The sequence below is a fragment of the Fructilactobacillus florum 8D genome, assembly GCF_000512295.1.
GTDB classification, from domain to species: domain Bacteria; phylum Bacillota; class Bacilli; order Lactobacillales; family Lactobacillaceae; genus Fructilactobacillus; species Fructilactobacillus florum.
The window spans coordinates 1-15424 of the sequence record NZ_ALXG01000033.1 but is presented as its reverse complement, the minus strand read 5'-3'; the positions used below and the strand labels follow the sequence as shown (position 1 = coordinate 15424).

15 protein-coding genes and 2 tRNA genes are annotated in these 15424 nt (G+C 43.1%); 3 read left to right on the top strand and 14 right to left on the bottom strand.

Annotation, left to right across the window (positions count from 1 at the left end):
* Positions 1-128: 128 nt before the first annotated feature.
* The 7 genes from B808_RS03760 to B808_RS03730 all read right to left on the bottom strand — a co-directional run bounded on the left by B808_RS03760 (position 129) and on the right by B808_RS03730 (position 6851).
* Positions 129-650, bottom strand: a complete 522-nt coding sequence (locus tag B808_RS03760) for a YacP-like NYN domain-containing protein (RefSeq protein WP_035422026.1) — start codon at positions 648-650, stop codon at positions 129-131.
* Positions 650-1414: a 23S rRNA (guanosine(2251)-2'-O)-methyltransferase RlmB gene (rlmB, locus tag B808_RS03755; protein ID WP_035422024.1), complete on the bottom strand. Its 765-nt coding sequence runs from the start codon at positions 1412-1414 to the stop codon at positions 650-652. The genes B808_RS03760 and rlmB overlap by 1 nt, the downstream gene beginning before the upstream one ends.
* Entirely contained in the window at positions 1404-1826 is a 423-nt protein-coding gene (locus B808_RS03750) for a Mini-ribonuclease 3 (protein WP_035422022.1), read from the bottom strand. The genes rlmB and B808_RS03750 overlap by 11 nt, the downstream gene beginning before the upstream one ends.
* A complete protein-coding gene (cysS, locus tag B808_RS03745) occupies positions 1823-3241 on the bottom strand; it encodes a cysteine--tRNA ligase (RefSeq protein ID WP_035422019.1) in 1419 nt (472 codons plus the stop codon). The genes B808_RS03750 and cysS overlap by 4 nt, the downstream gene beginning before the upstream one ends.
* Positions 3242-3345: 104 nt before the next feature.
* Complete coding sequence (gene gltX, locus B808_RS03740; protein WP_009167419.1) at positions 3346-4836, bottom strand: glutamate--tRNA ligase; 1491 nt, start codon at positions 4834-4836, stop codon at positions 3346-3348.
* Positions 4837-4918: 82 nt separating this feature from the next.
* Complete coding sequence (gene radA, locus B808_RS03735) at positions 4919-6301, bottom strand: DNA repair protein RadA (RefSeq protein ID WP_009167420.1); 1383 nt, start codon at positions 6299-6301, stop codon at positions 4919-4921.
* A 13-nt stretch (positions 6302-6314) separates the two neighbouring features.
* A complete protein-coding gene (locus B808_RS03730) occupies positions 6315-6851 on the bottom strand; it encodes a dCTP deaminase/dUTPase family protein (protein ID WP_009167421.1) in 537 nt (178 codons plus the stop codon).
* 145 nt (positions 6852-6996) lie between these two features.
* On the opposite strand from B808_RS03730, the gene rpiA reads away from it, so the two are divergent.
* Both rpiA and B808_RS03720 read left to right on the top strand, forming a co-directional pair.
* Positions 6997-7683 carry a ribose-5-phosphate isomerase RpiA gene (gene rpiA, locus B808_RS03725; RefSeq protein ID WP_035422016.1) on the top strand — a complete coding sequence of 229 codons (687 nt, stop codon included), beginning with the start codon at positions 6997-6999 and terminating at the stop codon, positions 7681-7683.
* Positions 7684-7700: 17 nt separating this feature from the next.
* Positions 7701-9035 carry a C1 family peptidase gene (locus B808_RS03720; protein ID WP_009167423.1) on the top strand — a complete coding sequence of 445 codons (1335 nt, stop codon included), beginning with the start codon at positions 7701-7703 and terminating at the stop codon, positions 9033-9035.
* 188 nt (positions 9036-9223) lie between these two features.
* Here B808_RS03720 and B808_RS03715 read toward each other — a convergent pair whose 3' ends face one another.
* Entirely contained in the window at positions 9224-9895 is a 672-nt protein-coding gene (locus tag B808_RS03715) for a 2,3-bisphosphoglycerate-dependent phosphoglycerate mutase (protein WP_035422013.1), read from the bottom strand.
* A gap of 160 nt (positions 9896-10055) precedes the next feature.
* Between B808_RS03715 and B808_RS03710 the strand changes: the two genes are divergently transcribed.
* On the top strand, positions 10056-11204 hold the full coding sequence (locus B808_RS03710; protein ID WP_035422011.1) for an LCP family glycopolymer transferase: 1149 nt from the start codon (positions 10056-10058) through the stop codon (positions 11202-11204).
* A gap of 171 nt (positions 11205-11375) precedes the next feature.
* On the opposite strand, the gene B808_RS03705 is transcribed toward B808_RS03710, so the two are convergent.
* From B808_RS03705 to B808_RS03680, 6 genes are all read right to left on the bottom strand, one after another.
* Positions 11376-11461 (bottom strand) — tRNA-Leu (locus B808_RS03705).
* A gap of 46 nt (positions 11462-11507) precedes the next feature.
* On the bottom strand, positions 11508-11951 hold the full coding sequence (locus tag B808_RS03700; RefSeq protein WP_035422008.1) for a SprT family protein: 444 nt from the start codon (positions 11949-11951) through the stop codon (positions 11508-11510).
* Positions 11952-12059: 108 nt separating this feature from the next.
* Positions 12060-12902 carry an ammonia-dependent NAD(+) synthetase gene (gene nadE / locus B808_RS03695; RefSeq protein ID WP_035422006.1) on the bottom strand — a complete coding sequence of 281 codons (843 nt, stop codon included), beginning with the start codon at positions 12900-12902 and terminating at the stop codon, positions 12060-12062.
* Positions 12903-12911: 9 nt separating this feature from the next.
* Positions 12912-14375, bottom strand: a complete 1464-nt coding sequence (locus B808_RS03690; RefSeq protein ID WP_009167428.1) for a nicotinate phosphoribosyltransferase — start codon at positions 14373-14375, stop codon at positions 12912-12914.
* Between the two features lie 69 nt (positions 14376-14444).
* A complete protein-coding gene (locus B808_RS03685; protein ID WP_009167429.1) occupies positions 14445-15149 on the bottom strand; it encodes a GntR family transcriptional regulator in 705 nt (234 codons plus the stop codon).
* A 166-nt stretch (positions 15150-15315) separates the two neighbouring features.
* Positions 15316-15387, bottom strand: a tRNA-Gln gene (locus tag B808_RS03680).
* Between the last annotated feature and the right edge of the window lie 37 nt (positions 15388-15424).

Here is a 15424-nt window from a genome sequence, read left to right as displayed (position 1 = left end):
AATCCAGCTCACAAGAGAACGATTGTTCTATTAACATATTTTTTATCAAACCAATTAAATCTTATGTTTTTCCAAATTATTTTTTATTGCAAAAAAAATAAGACCTGCTTTCAGCTGGTCTTATATTATTAGTTATCATCTTCTCGAAAGGAAGCCTGCAACTGTTCTAGCTGTTTTGACGTAAACTGCAGTCGATTCCCCGATAAAAATCGATGCTTTTCTCTCGCCGTTTGCCTAATGTCAGACTGCTCCATGCGAATTGCAGTTGCTAATTCACGGGCAGAAATCCGCAGCGCCCCATTACTAAAAATCGTCCATTGCTCTGCATGGTCACTCGTTGCTACTTCAACTTGCCGACCCTGGTTTTTAATTTTAGCTATGAGCGCCTCGATGTAACTATCTGCTGTTTGATTTTCGGCTGAAAAAACCACCATTAGATTACGTTCTTGCTGTTTTTGAACCGGTCCAGCAGCATCCATGGCATCAAAAACCACCACAATCTCTTTTTCACTATACTTTTGGTAATTAGAAAGAGTTTCTAGTAATTGTTGTCGAGCTGCAGCCAAACCATGCTGCTTCCCTAATCGTTGCAACTCCGGCCAAGCTCCAATGATATTATAGCCATCAACGACTAATAAGGGCTTTTCCATTACATTTCTCCCGCTAACGGGTGCCGACAATCATAGCCACGATACATAACCAAGCCAGCCGCTACAGAAGCATTCAAGCTCTGAATCTTTCCAATCATTGGGATGGTTAACATTTCATCCACCTGTTTCTTCAACAGGGGGGCCATGCCACTACCCTCACTACCAATGATTAACGCACTAGCTCCCTTGGCATCCCAGTGCCGATAGTCCGTCCCTGAAAGATCGGTACCAAACACCCATACTCCACGTTCCTTAAGCTCCTTAACCGTCTGCACTAAATTAGTTACCCGTGCAACTGGCACTCGTTCAATGGCTCCTGCTGCCGTTTTAGCCACGGTTGCGGTCAGTCCAACCGCCCGGTGTTTAGGGATGATAATCCCATGAAACCCAGCTGCATCAGCCGTTCGCAACATCGATCCTAGATTGTGTGGATCATCAATACTGTCCAGTAACAAAAAAAGGGGAGGTTCGTGAAGGGCTGCCGCACGAGCGAACAAATCGTCAAGGGTCGCATACCGAAACGCCGCCACTGCTAGCACCACTCCCTGGTGATTTTGATGATTGGTTAGCTGGTCTAATTTAGACTTTGGCACCATTGAAACCACCAACTGCCGCTTTTTAGCGAGTTGCACAATCTGGCGTAGCGTCGCATCCTGCTGGTGAAGCCCGCTCTGTAAGAACAATTTGTTAATTGACTGTTCCTGATTCTGTAAGGCGGCTACTACCGGATGCCTTCCCATAATGAAATCATGTTTATTTTCCATATTCTACCCTTCCTGCGTCAACTTGCTCAATACACCAATGCGCAAGTTCTGTCACCCGTTGCCGTTGATTACTAAGTTCAAGGTACCCAAAAAGCGCTTCAAAACCAGTCGATACCCGATAAGTAACTACTGACGTATTTTTAGCATGGGTATAGCTTTTAGCATTGCGTCCTCGTTTAAAAAAATCCCACTCCGTTACACTCAGGAGTTGATCCTGCTCCATGAGCTTCATCAATCCAGCCTGTGCCTTGGCAGAAACATATCTTGTGGCCGTCCCCTGTAGCTGGTTTGCTTTCGTGAGCCCCGTTGTTAACAAATGTTTCCGAATATAGACTTCATAAACTGCATCACCAAAGTACGCCAAAGCAATCCCATTTAATTGCTTGTAGTCCGGCGTCGTGCCTTTTTTCATGAGTGAAATTCCCTTCTATACCTGGTCCCTTGCGCAGTATCTTCTAAAATAATCCCCTGACTGGATAATTGATCACGAATTTGATCACTTTTGGCGAAATCATGGCGGGCTCGGGCTGCTTCTCTTTCTTTCAGTAACTCTGTAATTGTTTCGTCATCAATCTGATCAATTTTTAACTGAATCCCAAAGATGCCAGCCAGGCAAGCCAAATCATGCAAGATTAAATTAAGACTATCTGCAAACACAGTTGGTTCACCGGCGTACACGTTGCCTAATTTAGCTAATTCATAAACCTTTGCGATTCCATTTTGGACATTAAAGTCCAGATCCATGGCATCCTGAAAATCTGCCTGCAACTGGCGAACCTTTTGATCAAATTTGAAATCGGTTCCAACCAGTGCTCCTGCTAAGCGGTAGTGGAGGTTTTGATATGCTGTTTGCAATTTCTTTAAATTGATCGAAGCTTCGTCCAGGGCCGCTTGTGAAAAGCGAATTGGCCGGCGATACTGCGTAGTTGACATCATTAGCCGTAACGCTTGCGGGTCCACTTTATTTAAAAGTTCATGCACTGTAACAAAGTTTCCCAATGATTTGCTCATTTTTTCATCGGTTGCTCCCACTGTGACAAAACCATTATGCAACCAGTATTTCACAAATTGCTGACCCGTTTTGGCCTCACTTTGCGCCCGCTCATTTTCATGATGCGGAAATTCTAAATCGATTCCACCACCATGAATGTCAATTGTCGATCCTAAATATTTAGTTGCCATTACCGAACACTCAATGTGCCAGCCTGGCCGGCCCGTCCCCCACGGCGTTTCCCAGGAAATTTCTCCGGGTTTAGCTGCCTTCCAAAGCGTAAAGTCAATCGGATCTTCTTTTTGATTCAATTCCGTTTTAGAAACATGTTGACTAGCACCCGTTTCCAAATCCGCCAATGCCTGATGACTCAATTGTCCATAGCTAGGAAAACGGCGCGCCCTTATATAGACATTTTGGTCAACCACATATGCATAGCCCTTGTCCAACAATGATTGGATGAAGGTGATAATTTCAGGAATATTTTCAGTTGCCCGCGGGTTATTAGTCGCCGGTTTCACGTTCAGTGCATTAGTGTCAGCATAAAAAGCTGCGATGTATTTTTTAGCAATCTGTTTCACACTGGTCTGATCTGCCGTAGCCGCTTGAATCATCTTATCGTCAACATCAGTAAAATTAGAAACAAAGTCCACCTGATAACCGAGATACTCTAAATAACGACGAATGGTATCAAATGCTACCACACTACGGGCATTGCCAATATGAATGTAGTTATAAACGGTCGGACCACAGACATACATTTTGATTTTTCCAGCTTCAAGTGGTTCAAAAACTTCTAGCTGATTATTTAATGAATTAAATACTTTCAATACCATAATTATCCCGCCCCTTATTGTCCTGCCATTCTACCACAATTGACCCGCCACAAAGAAAAAGGTCTAGTGCTAACACTAGACCAATTATTTTAAAAATATTTTAATTATGCTTCAATTTGGTCCAGGGTTTCTTGTAAATGCTGCATCGTTTGTTCTCGACCAATCAATTCAATTGATTCTGGCAACTCTGGTCCTTCCATTTCATGAGAAACCGCAATCCGAATCGGCATCCAAAGTTTGCGACCCCGAATCCCCGTTTCTTGTTGTACTGCTTTAATCGTTTGCAGAATTGCTGTTTTGTCAAAAATTGGTAATTTTTGAATCTTGTCACGAAAAGTGTGCAGCACAATGGGCGCAGTGTCATTTTGAATTTCAGCGAGGGTTGCTCCAGAAATTTGTTCTGGTTCGGTAAAGAAACCAGCCGCCATTTCGTTGATTTGAGCCATATAACTCATTTGGCGGCGATAGACATCAATTAATTTTCTTGCCCATTCGATGGTAGGTGCATCTGGATCAGCGGGCAGGTTTCCTGCTTTAATCAATTGCTGGAGAGCTAAATCGACGATCACGTCTTCATCAGAGTTTTTAACGTACTGGTTGTTTATCCATTCCAGTTTCTTCCCATCAAAAGTTGCGGGTGACTTACTCAAACGTTTTTCATTGTACATTTTGATAACTTGTTTTTGGGTGAATAATTCATCTTCTCCGACTGGAGACCAGCCGAGCAGAACGATAAAATTAAACAGTGCTTCTGGTAAGTATCCAAGTTCGCGATACTGCTCAATAAACTGCAACACCGTTTCATCACGCTTACTGAGTTTTTTGCCAGTATCTGCACTCACAATTAAACTCATGTGCCCAAACTTAGGTGGCTCCCAACCAAAAGCTTCATAAATCATTAGTTGCTTTGGCGTGTTGGCAACGTGATCATCACCACGGAAAATATGACTAATCTGCATGTTATGGTCATCAGCCACCACCGCAAAGTTATACGTTGGCATGCCATCTCGTTTCACAATAACAAAATCTCCGCCAATGGTATCAGAATCAAAAGAGACATGTCCCTTTACCATATCATCCCACTCATATGTCCGCTGCTTAGGGACACGGAATCGAATTACCGGCTTTAACCCTTTAGCTTTGGCAGCAGTAACAGCTGCAGCCTGCTCAGCTGGAGTCATACCAGCATACTCATATTCATAATGGGGCATGACCCCACGGGCTTTTTGTTCCTCACGATCAGCTTCTAGTTCTTCTTCAGTCTTATAAGAATAGTATGCCAAATCCTCATCCAACAGTTTTTGAATCAAAGGTTGGTAGGTGGCTTGTCGCTCTGACTGCCGATACGGACCATAATCACCACCGACATCTGGACCTTCATCCCAATCGAGACCTAACCACTTCAAATTATCTAACTGACTTTTTTCTCCATCGGCAACGTTTCGTTTGGTATCAGTATCCTCAATCCGAATAATGAATTTTCCTTGATACCGCCGTGCAAATAAATAGTTAAAGATTGCCGTCCGAGCGTTTCCAATATGCAAATGTCCCGTAGGACTAGGCGCATACCGAACGCGAATTTTTTCATCTGCCACAGTTTTCGCTCTTTTCTATCATTAAATTTAGTTTTTCAGTTTATTTTACAATTATCAGCCCTAAAAATAAAGTTAGGACCTACTATTTTTTCAAGCTTAGCTGGAGGGCTTCTTTAAGGGTTGTCACTCCAACAACTTGTAGCCCCTGAGGAATTTCCACCAGATCTAAATTATGCTTAGGGACCAGCACTCTTTTAAATCCTAATTTGGCTGCTTCTCGCAAACGCTGTTCAATTCGATCAACCCGCCGAACTTCACCAGTCAAACCAAGTTCACCAATGTAGCACTCTTTTACATCGGTACTGATATCTTCATAACTTGATGCAATACTGATTGCCATCGCTAAATCAATCGCCGGTTCATTTAGTTTAACGCCGCCCGCAGCCTTTAAATAAGCATCTTGATTCTGCAATAGCAGTCCTGCCCGCTTTTCTAAGACTGCCATAATCAATGAAACTCGATTTCGATCGACCCCGCTAGCCGTCCGCTGTGCGTTTCCAAAGACCGACGGAGTAATCAAGGCTTGCAACTCCACTAAAATTGGACGTGTGCCTTCCATAGCTACCACGATGGCGGAACCAGTTGCATTTTTCAACCGCTCTTCCAAAAAAATCTCTGATGGGTTTTGCACTTCTTGTAAGCCGTGATCAGCCATCTCAAAAATGCCTAGTTCGTTAGTCGACCCAAATCGGTTTTTAACCGCCCGCAATAGTCGATAAGCATGGTGCTGATCTCCTTCGAAATACAGCACCGTATCAACCATATGTTCTAACGTCTTCGGTCCGGCAATCGCTCCGCCCTTGGTCACATGCCCCACGATAAAAATTGTGATGTTATTCGTTTTAGCAATGTTCATCAAATCACTGGTTACTCCACGAACTTGTGCAACCGATCCGATCGCTGAGGTGACGGTACTTTCCTGCATTGTTTGTACGGAATCAACGATTACAACGTTTGGCTTCAGATCGGCAATTGCATCGCGAATCGCTGTCATGTCAGTTTCTGGAAAAACATACAGGTCTTCATTCTGGGGGATTTGTAAGCGATCTGCCCGCATTTTGACTTGATCAGCACTTTCTTCTCCCGTCACGTAGAGCACTCGTTTTTGCAGTTGGCTTAGTTCACCAGACACCTGCAGTAATAAGGTGGATTTCCCAATCCCCGGGTCTCCACCAATTAAGACTAGTGAACCAGGAACAATTCCACCTCCCAATACGCGATTAAGTTCTTGAGAACCAACTGTAAACCGAGGCGCTGCTGCGGCATTAACCTGATCAATTAACTGGGGTTGAACCTGCTTACCAGAAAAATTAACCCGAGTTGGATTAACTGCACCTGTATTTTCCTTGGCAATCGTTTCTTCTACAAACGTATTCCATTCACCACAGTTGGGACACCGTCCCAAATAAGTCGGTGACATGTAGCCGCAATTACTACAACTAAATTGTGTTTTTGCCTTACTCATCTAAGCTCCTAACTTACTTGCCAGAGGAACCAAACCCACCTTGTCGCTTCTTAGTCGGAAATTTTTCTTGATCTGCTCGCAAATACGGCATAAAAATTCCCTGGGCAATGCGTTCTCCCTTTTTAATTTTTCGATCAGTTAAACCCACGTTGACCATTTGAACAAAAATTTCACCCTCATTTTTTTCATTATTATAGTAATCCGCATCAATTATTCCAATCCCATTAGGAATGACTAACGACCGTTTTAACGGGTTGCTGGAACGATTGGCGACCACTAACACCTCATCTGGCTGCATATAAGCTTTAATCCCCGTAGGAATCAAAACTGGTTTTAGAATTTTTTGAGCGTTTTCAAGCTGCTCTTCGTCTAATGCACGAGCTTGGGCCAGTAATCGGATTGCTCGAAAAAAGCCGCGCTTCCAAATGGAAGGTAGTGTCATGTCAACTGAACTTGCCAAGTCGTAGCCAGCTGCTTGCTGGGTAGCTCGTTGGGGTAGTTCTAAATCCAAGGGAAGCGCCTTGGTAACAATTTCAAACCCACGTTTCACGATTAAATCCCTCCTTTTTCAACAATTTGATATTGCCATTTTACCAGTATTTGCCATCGATTAACACGACTTGACAAACTACGAAAATCCAGCCAAAATTAACTTCTGTAGATTATTAATCATTTATCATTGAAGGGAAACATCGATGGACAGCGAAACCATACAAAAACAAAAGGCCGAAGTTGCACAAGCCGCCGTCAAATATATCCAAAACGACATGGTAATTGGAATTGGTAGTGGTTCAACCATGTGGTACCTAATTGAAGAACTCGGCAAACGGGTGCAAGCCGGACTCCGAATTACGGGAGTGCCCACCTCGATTGCCACCAAAGCGCATGCTGAAAAACTTCATATCCCCTTAAAAACCCTTGATGAGATTGATCAAATTGACCTCACAATTGATGGTGCCGATCAAATTGATGATCACTATCAGGGAATTAAGGGCGGGGGAGCGTCCCACTTAATGGAGAAAATTGTCGCAACTAATTCCAAACGAAACATGTGGATTGTTGACGAAAGCAAACTAGTCCCCACCTTAACCTATCCTGTTCCACTTGAAGTCATCCCCTACGGTAGTCGCCAGCTGGAAAAACGGCTGCAAGCCCTAGGTCTCCATGCTAAAATCAGAAAAACAACTGATCAGCAATTTGTTACTACCGACTCTGCCAACTATATCATTGACTTATCTATAACTGCCGTTCCTAATCCAGCAGCCTTAGCCGACCAGCTCAATCAACTAGTTGGCATTGTTGAACACGGACTTTTCTTAGATATGGTCAATACCATTATTGTGCAACATGAAGACGGTCCGCAGATCATCAACGTTCGTTAGTTCAGGAGGAAATATCTATGAAGAAAGCAATTAAACCCGACCAAATTAAGCAGTATGCCCAAAAGCTTCGTCAGGATCCCACAGCGAACCTCGTGCGCCGAGCTGTTTCCCAAAATGGCATCTTAAAAAGTGCGGTAGAGCAGCGCCGAAAACCCGCCCTGACTCCTGTTTTTTCAATTGATGTGACTAATCAAAGCGTTTCTGATCAAAAACGCAGTGGGCGTTGCTGGCTATTTGCTGCACTAAATACGATGCGGAGCCAAATTGAAAACCAATTTAATGTGTCAAAAGACTTCGAACTTTCTCAAGTATTTGTATTCTTCTGGGATAAATTTGAAAAAGCAAATTATTTCTTAAATAACGTGCTTGCGACTGCTGATCGACCACTGACTGATCGCAAAGTCAACTTTCTTTTGCAACAACCACAACAAGATGGTGGTCAGTGGGATATGTTATGTGCTCTCGTTGAAAAGTATGGCATTGTTCCCAAAGATGCCATGCCAGAAACTGCTAACAGCGCTAATTCCAGCGAAATTAACCGAACGCTCAATACCAAGTTGCGCCACGATGCTGTTATTTTAAGAAAGATGCAGGCAGCTAATGCCACTGCTTCAGAAATTGCACATCAACAAGAAAGTATGTTGGCCGAAGTTTATCGTATGCTGGTTCTAGCATTTGGCGAGCCGGTCGAAAGCTTTGATTTTGAATATCGTGATCAACAAAATCATTACCAGATTGATCGTCATCTGACTCCCAAAACTTTCTTTAAAAAGTATATTAACCTTGATTTAGAGGATTATCTTTCAATTATTAATTCACCAACCGCCGACAAACCATTTGAAAAAACTTACACGGTTGAGTTATTAGGTAACGTCGTCGGTGGTCGTCCCGTTAAACATTTCAACCTCAGTATCGAACGACTCAAAGAACTTACCATCAAACAACTCCAAGCTAATGAAACGGTCTGGTTTGGCAGTGACGTTACTCAAGCATCTGATCGACAAGCCGGACTGTTGGATCCCGAACTATACCAGGTTGACGAACTAATGGGGACAAATCTCTCGCTCTCAAAGGCAGAACGATTAGATTACGGCGAAAGTGTTATGGATCATGCCATGGTAATTACTGGGGTTGACCTGGTCGATGGTCAACCCACCAAGTGGAAAATCGAAAACAGTTGGGGTCCCAAAGTTGGAACCAAGGGCTACTTCGTAATGAGCGATCAGTGGTTCGAGCAATTTGTTTACCAAGTTGTAATTAACAAAAAATATTTAAGTGCTACCGAACAAGCTGCTCAGCAGCAAGAACCAACGGTGCTTGCCCCTTGGGATCCAATGGGAACGCTCGCTTAACTAACGCTATCAGTTTTTAAGCAATTTTTCGCAAATTAAATTAAGGTTAACCGCAATCAGGCGGCTGCTTACTGACATTACGTCGATAAGTAGTCGCCTGTTTTTCGAAGTCATAAAAAACCGCAAAGTTAGCCATTTAACTTTGCGGTTCCGTTGACAAGCTAACCATCCTAATAGCATTGCTGCCTTTATGATAATACCTGTTTATCTAGAATTTGGAGCTGAGGATCAAAAGTATACACGATTGGCACCGCATTCAACACTTCAACTCCATCAATCCCGCAATCACTAATTTCCTCAATCCATTTTACTAAGGCCCGTAATGAGCTCCCATGGGCCACCACTAATTGATCCTGACCTGCACGTAATCGTGGGGCTAATTGATCCTGCCAATAAGGTAGTAGTCGATCTGACGCCATTTTTAAACTTTCAGCCCGGGGTTCGCGAATGCCTGCCATCTGATAACGTCGCAATCGAGGAACCTGATCCAACTGCGGTGGCACCGCCGCATAACTTCTTCGCCACTGTTGAAACTGCCAATCGCCAACCGCTTGACGCACCGTTGCTTTTTTTTGCCCCCGTAATGCTCCATAGTGGCGTTCATTTAGGCGCCAAGTCTTGTATTGCGGAATCTCAAGTTGGTGGATAGCTTCCAAAATTAGATTCTCAGATTCAATCGCCCGTTTTAAATAGGAAGTATGTGCTGCTTTAAACTGGATTTGTAACCGTCCCAATTTTTGCCCAGCAGTAAAGGCCGCTGCCCGCCCCCGTTCAGTCAGAGCAACGTCACTCCACCCCGTAAAGGTCTTCGTATAATTAGCCGTACTCTCACCATGCCGCACTAAAACTAACCGACTCATGATCCGTTCACTCCCTTCAATCCCATTAATTTTAGCATATCTTCGAGCATTTTTTTTAAAAGCAATTTGTTAAGATAAAGTTAAGTTAAAGGCTTTAGTGCCAACGTTTCTAGGAATAGTTTATAATGGTAAATAGACTAATTAAGAATGAGGTTAAATAATGGAAAATCAGGAGCATCCAAAACAAAGTAACCGTCGAACTGGTCAAAATCATTTCATCAAAAATAATCATGATGACCAATCAAATCCCTCTAAAACATCTTCCCCAAATGAGCGCGAACATCATCCGCTGGCTTGGACGATCATGGCCGTCATGTTACTGCTTTCAGTTTGTGGCGTGGGCTTTGCGTACAGTCAATACAATAACGCACAATCGTCCTTTAATGATTCTTACATGGCCGGAGGTAAAGATTCTAGAGACGTTAACTCCATCTTGAAAAATAAAAAACCTTTTTCCATTCTCTTAATGGGGACCGATACCGGTGAGCTTGGTCGTCACGATAAAGGACGAACTGATTCGATGATTCTCGCAACGGTTAATCCAAAAACCAACAAGACTTATTTCACTAGTATTCCTAGAGATACTAAAGTCGTTGTTCCAGGTGACTCACAACCTTATGAGAAAATTAATGCTGCTTATACAATTGGGGGACCTAGCAGCGCAACAGAAGTCGTTCATAAACTATTAAACGTTCCCGTTGATTTCTATGCCGTGGTTAACATGAAAGGCATCAAACAGATGGTGTCTGCCGTTGGCGGTGTTGATATTACTCCTAATCTAACTTTCCAATATGAAGGGATTAGTGTTAAAAAAGGAAAAACCGTTCACATGGACGGGCAAACTGCCTTACAATACACGCGTATGCGGCACGAAGACCCCTTAGGTGACTATGGACGCCAAATCAGACAACGACAAGTTTTACAAGCCGTTTTGAAAAAAGGACTCGCAATTTCTTCTGCACCACGTTATAGCGAAATTCTCAAGTCCATGAGCAAAAATCTCAAAACTGATTTAACGTTTAATGACATGATGACGGTTGGCTTTAATTATCGAGATGCCACCAAACACGTTGTTGAAAACGCCCTTCAGTGTGACAACGCAACTGTCGATGGTATTAGTTATCAAGTTGCTCCTGACCATGAACTCCTGCGAGTTTCTAACTACGTCAGAAGTTCGTTGAATCTCCCCACCGCTGACAAATTAACTGAGCAGCAACGGGCGATCAATTCCAACGAGGAAGCCTCCGCTGGAGACAGTCTTTTCACCAATGGCGAATCAGTTACCAAAAATCAGGAACTAGTCAAATAATTTAGCAATTAAAACCCCTGTTAAGTAGATAAAATTCTACCTAGCAGGGGTTTTAGTTTGCTAACAGCTCCATAGTCGCCAGTAGTTATCAAAAAAAAGAGATGTCAGCAGACATCCCTCGAATCTAACTATTCAATCGCTGTAACTAAAAATTACTAAGCTATTTTTTAATGCGGCCAAGAAGACTCGAACTTCCACCGAGAATAATCCCGACAAGATCCTTAATCTTGCGCGTCTGCCAATTCCGCCATGGCCGCAAATCAACATTTATAACTATATCAGTCTTTTGGCAAAAACACAAGGTTAAAATTTTGCTGCTGGCAGCAGAACTAACCTTCCCCGACAGCGACTACAAACATATTTTGTAACGTTTAACCGTCGTTGGCGATTATACTGTCGACCACAATCAGAACATTGGTAGCAATACCGATAATTTTTAGTTAAACGAGGAGCGTAGCGACTCCCTCCAACCTGCTGCAACAGGTGTTTAAATTCCGGTGTATTGTGTTTTCCAGAATAACCGGCCAGATGCAAATGATAGTGAACCAGTTCATGCTTAATAATCCCAGTTAAATTGGGGATTGAATCGGCCATTTTAGGGTTAATATCGATATCGTGACTGCGTAAATGATAACGACCACCAGTCGTTTGTAACCGCTGATTAAAGTATGCGCGATGTTGAAACGGCTTATTAAAAAATGTGTAAGAAATTTTTTCTACTAACTGTTGCAATTCTAGATTACTCATGGTTAGTTCCTCCCGCCGAACTTGGCATCCGTTACTCCGACCATTGCTACTAGTTAGAATACGTAACCTCCCAAGAACGCTAACAAAAAAACCTCGGTTTCCGAGATTTTAGCGGGTTTTCCAAAAGGTATCAAAAACAGTAACCGGTGCGTGGCGTTTGTGTGCCGTCCTTTGGTAAAGATTTTCAATGATTGCGGCCGGGCGCTCTGCAATGTCATGTCCCTCTAAGAAATCATCAATTTCTTGATAAGTTACCCCCAGTGCTGCTTCGTCGGGAAGCGCTGGACGCTGATCTTCTAAATCTGCCGTCGGAATCTTTTTATACAACCGTTCAGGAGCCGCAAGCATTTGCAACAGCTCTTTTCCCTGGCGCTTATCCAACCGCCATAACGGAGTTAAATCGCAGGCTCCATCACCAAATTTGGTATAAAAGCCTGTCACTGCTTCGGCTGCATGATCGGTTCCAAGAACCAGTCCACGCTGCGCTCCTGCAATCGCATACTGAGAGATCATCCGCTGGCGAGCCTTGATATTTCCTTTATTAAAATCAGAAACGGTTGCCCCGCTGGCTGTGACCGCTGCAACAGCAGCATCAGTGGCTGGCTTAATATCTATCCGAACCACTTGATCCGCTCCAATATATTCAATGGCTGCCATCGCATCCGATTCGTCCGCCTGTTCTCCATATGGCAACCGCACTGCAATAAATTGATAGGCTGTCGAGTACGTTTCTTGCCGTAGTTCATTCATTGCCAGCTGAGCTAATTTCCCTGTTAAGGTCGAATCCTGCCCGCCAGAAATTCCCAAAACTGTCGTCTGCATTCCAGTTGCTTTGACATATTTCTTAATAAAGTCAATGCTTCGCCGTAACTCAGCCTGTGGGTCAATCTTTGGCTGAACTCGGAGCGCCGCAATAATTTTTTCTTGCTGTTGTCGTTGTGCTAGTTGCAAAATTATCACCTACTGTAATTTATGTTCCTGCCCATTATGAATTTCTGTAATCAAGTTCATTTTGTGATCCCATAATTTTTTTGAGAAATCAACTGGATACTCTTGTGGATTTAACATCCGTTTGTACTCAGGCCAAAGTTGTTCTTGAACCCGCTGGGCATGCTTTTTAATCTCCAGCAAGGTTGGTTGTTGATAAACTAATTGTCCATCAATAAAGATGTCTTTTAAGAGTGGTTCGGCATTAAAATCATGGATTGTTTTATTAATGTACGTATACTGCGGATGAAACATGTAAAGCTGGTCTGCATCCTGAGGATGTTCGGTTGCCAAAGCGACATAGTCACCCTCTGACTTTCCATCTTGTTTTTCCGTAATCCGCCATACCTGTTTTTTCCCAGGGGTCGATACTTTTTCAGCATTATTCGAGAGCTTAATCGTATCAATCATTTGCCCTCGATCATTTTCTACTGATACCAGTTTATATACAGCACCAAGCGCTGGCTGATCAAAAGCCGTAATTAACTTAGTTCCTACTCCCCAGGTGTCAATTTTTGCTCCCTGCATTTTCAAACTACTGATGGTATTTTCGTCTAAATCATTAGAGGCATAAATTTTTGCTGCTGGAAAACCTGCTCGATCAAGCATTTCTCGCACGCGCTTAGAAAGATATGCCATGTCTCCAGAGTCAATTCGAACCCCTTTAAAATTAATTCGATTTCCCATTTCTTGAGCCACTCGAATAGCAGTCGGAACTCCACTTTTTAATGTATCAAAAGTATCTACTAAGAAAACGCACTCATAATGTGTCTCAGCATAAGCTTTAAAAGCATCATAATCATTACCGAAAGCCTCAACTAATGAGTGCGCATGGGTTCCTGAAATCGGAATTCCAAATTTTTTCCCAGCTAAAACATTGGACGTCGCATCAAAACCACCGATGTAAGCCGCACGGGTTCCCCAGACGGCCGCAGCAACTTCTTGAGCCCGCCGACTGCCAAATTCAAGGAGCGGATCATTCCCAGCGACACTCCGAATCCGAGCGGCTTTGGTGGCAACTAAAGTCTGATAGTTAACAATGTTAAGTAAGGCCGTCTCGATCAGCTGACATTCCGCAATGGTTCCTTCAACCTGCAAAATTGGCTCATTATTAAAAACTAAATCGCCCTCTTTAACACTCCGAATATTGCCATGAAATTCAAACTGGCTGAGATAGTCTAGAAAAGCTGCCGAATAGTCCTGGTTGGCAGCTAAATATTCAATGTCAGCTGCAGAAAAATGAAGTTGTTCAAGATACTCAATTACATGTTGCAAGCCCGCAAAAACTGCATAGCCATTTTGAAACGGTAGCTTTCGAAAATATACTTCAAAAACGGCTCGACGTTGCTGCATTCCCTTTTCAAAATAAGTCGCCATCATATTAAGTTCATAATCATCCGTATGCAGCGTTAGATTATCCGAAACATCCCTTTTCATGCCTATCCTCCCAGCCGTAACTAACGATCGCTTGCCATTATTTTACCACATCTATGTTTTTCATAAGCGCTATGCTTGATTGAGATAAAATTCATACCGTGCAGCGGCATATTCTGATTCAACAATCTCAAACGGCTGGTGATTTTTCAAATAAGACTGCTGCCGTAATTTCAAAATTGGATCATGCAGTTTGATCTTCAATAGTGACGCAACTTCTTTGGAAGCTAATCCAGCTGAGATTGATTGTTTCACCCGAGCCGGCACAAGACCCTTTTTTTGTTCTAACGAGCGATATAGAGATTCTGTTATTTCTGATTGATCAAGACCGTTTAAAAAAGTGGCATTCACTACGGTGGTTTCTAGACAAATTGGTACCTGATCTCCAAATCGTAATCTCTCCATCCGTAAAACTCGTTCATGCGCCGGTAGCGCTAATAATTCTGCTTCGCGAAATGATGGTTCACTAAATTTATACGATAACGTCTGACTAGCAGGTTGTTTTCCTTGAGCTAACATTGTTTCCGTAAAGCTCGAGATGTTCGCCATGTGTTCTCTAATTTTTTGGCTGGTAACATAGGTTCCCGAACCGACTGCGCGCCGGAGTAATCCATCATCGATTAAATTTTGGACCGCTTGGCGTAAGGTCATTCGGCTGACTCCATAATCCTCGGCAAGCTTTCGCTCTGAAGGAATCCGGCTACCAACTTGCCATGCTCCCGTCGTAATCTTAGTCTTCATATCGTTATGAATTTGAATGTAAACTGGTACGGTCATGACTTTCTCCTCGTCGGTTAACCCAAGTGTCCTGAATCTCATTATAAATCACCACATCTGCTGATAATCTATCACAATTACTGGGGCTTTTGGCATGATAAACCTAATAAAAAAGCCGTCATAACCAGTGTTATAGCGACTAATCAAACTCTATAAAAGATAATAATTGGGCTAGCTGGGTTCGAACCAGCGCATACCAGGATCAAAACCTGGTGCCTTACCACTTGGCTATAGCCCAAAAATAAATGGAGGGGAGTGGATTCGAACCACCGAAC

Excerpts from the sequence above, each read along its gene's own strand:
- B808_RS03760 (WP_035422026.1), bottom strand. The coding sequence starts at position 650 with ATGGAAAAGCCCTTATTAGTCGTTGATGGCTATAATATCATTGGAGCT.
- rlmB (WP_035422024.1), bottom strand. The coding sequence starts at position 1,414 with ATGGAAAATAAACATGATTTCATTATGGGAAGGCATCCGGTAGTAGCC.
- B808_RS03750 (WP_035422022.1), bottom strand. The coding sequence starts at position 1,826 with ATGAAAAAAGGCACGACGCCGGACTACAAGCAATTAAATGGGATTGCT.
- cysS (WP_035422019.1), bottom strand. The coding sequence starts at position 3,241 with ATGGTATTGAAAGTATTTAATTCATTAAATAATCAGCTAGAAGTTTTT.
- radA (WP_009167420.1), bottom strand. The coding sequence starts at position 6,301 with ATGAGTAAGGCAAAAACACAATTTAGTTGTAGTAATTGCGGCTACATG.
- rpiA (WP_035422016.1), top strand. The coding sequence starts at position 6,997 with ATGGACAGCGAAACCATACAAAAACAAAAGGCCGAAGTTGCACAAGCC.
- B808_RS03720 (WP_009167423.1), top strand. The coding sequence starts at position 7,701 with ATGAAGAAAGCAATTAAACCCGACCAAATTAAGCAGTATGCCCAAAAG.
- B808_RS03715 (WP_035422013.1), bottom strand. The coding sequence starts at position 9,895 with ATGAGTCGGTTAGTTTTAGTGCGGCATGGTGAGAGTACGGCTAATTAT.
- B808_RS03710 (WP_035422011.1), top strand. The coding sequence starts at position 10,056 with ATGGAAAATCAGGAGCATCCAAAACAAAGTAACCGTCGAACTGGTCAA.
- B808_RS03700 (WP_035422008.1), bottom strand. The coding sequence starts at position 11,951 with ATGAGTAATCTAGAATTGCAACAGTTAGTAGAAAAAATTTCTTACACA.
- B808_RS03690 (WP_009167428.1), bottom strand. The coding sequence starts at position 14,375 with ATGAAAAGGGATGTTTCGGATAATCTAACGCTGCATACGGATGATTAT.
- B808_RS03685 (WP_009167429.1), bottom strand. The coding sequence starts at position 15,149 with ATGACCGTACCAGTTTACATTCAAATTCATAACGATATGAAGACTAAG.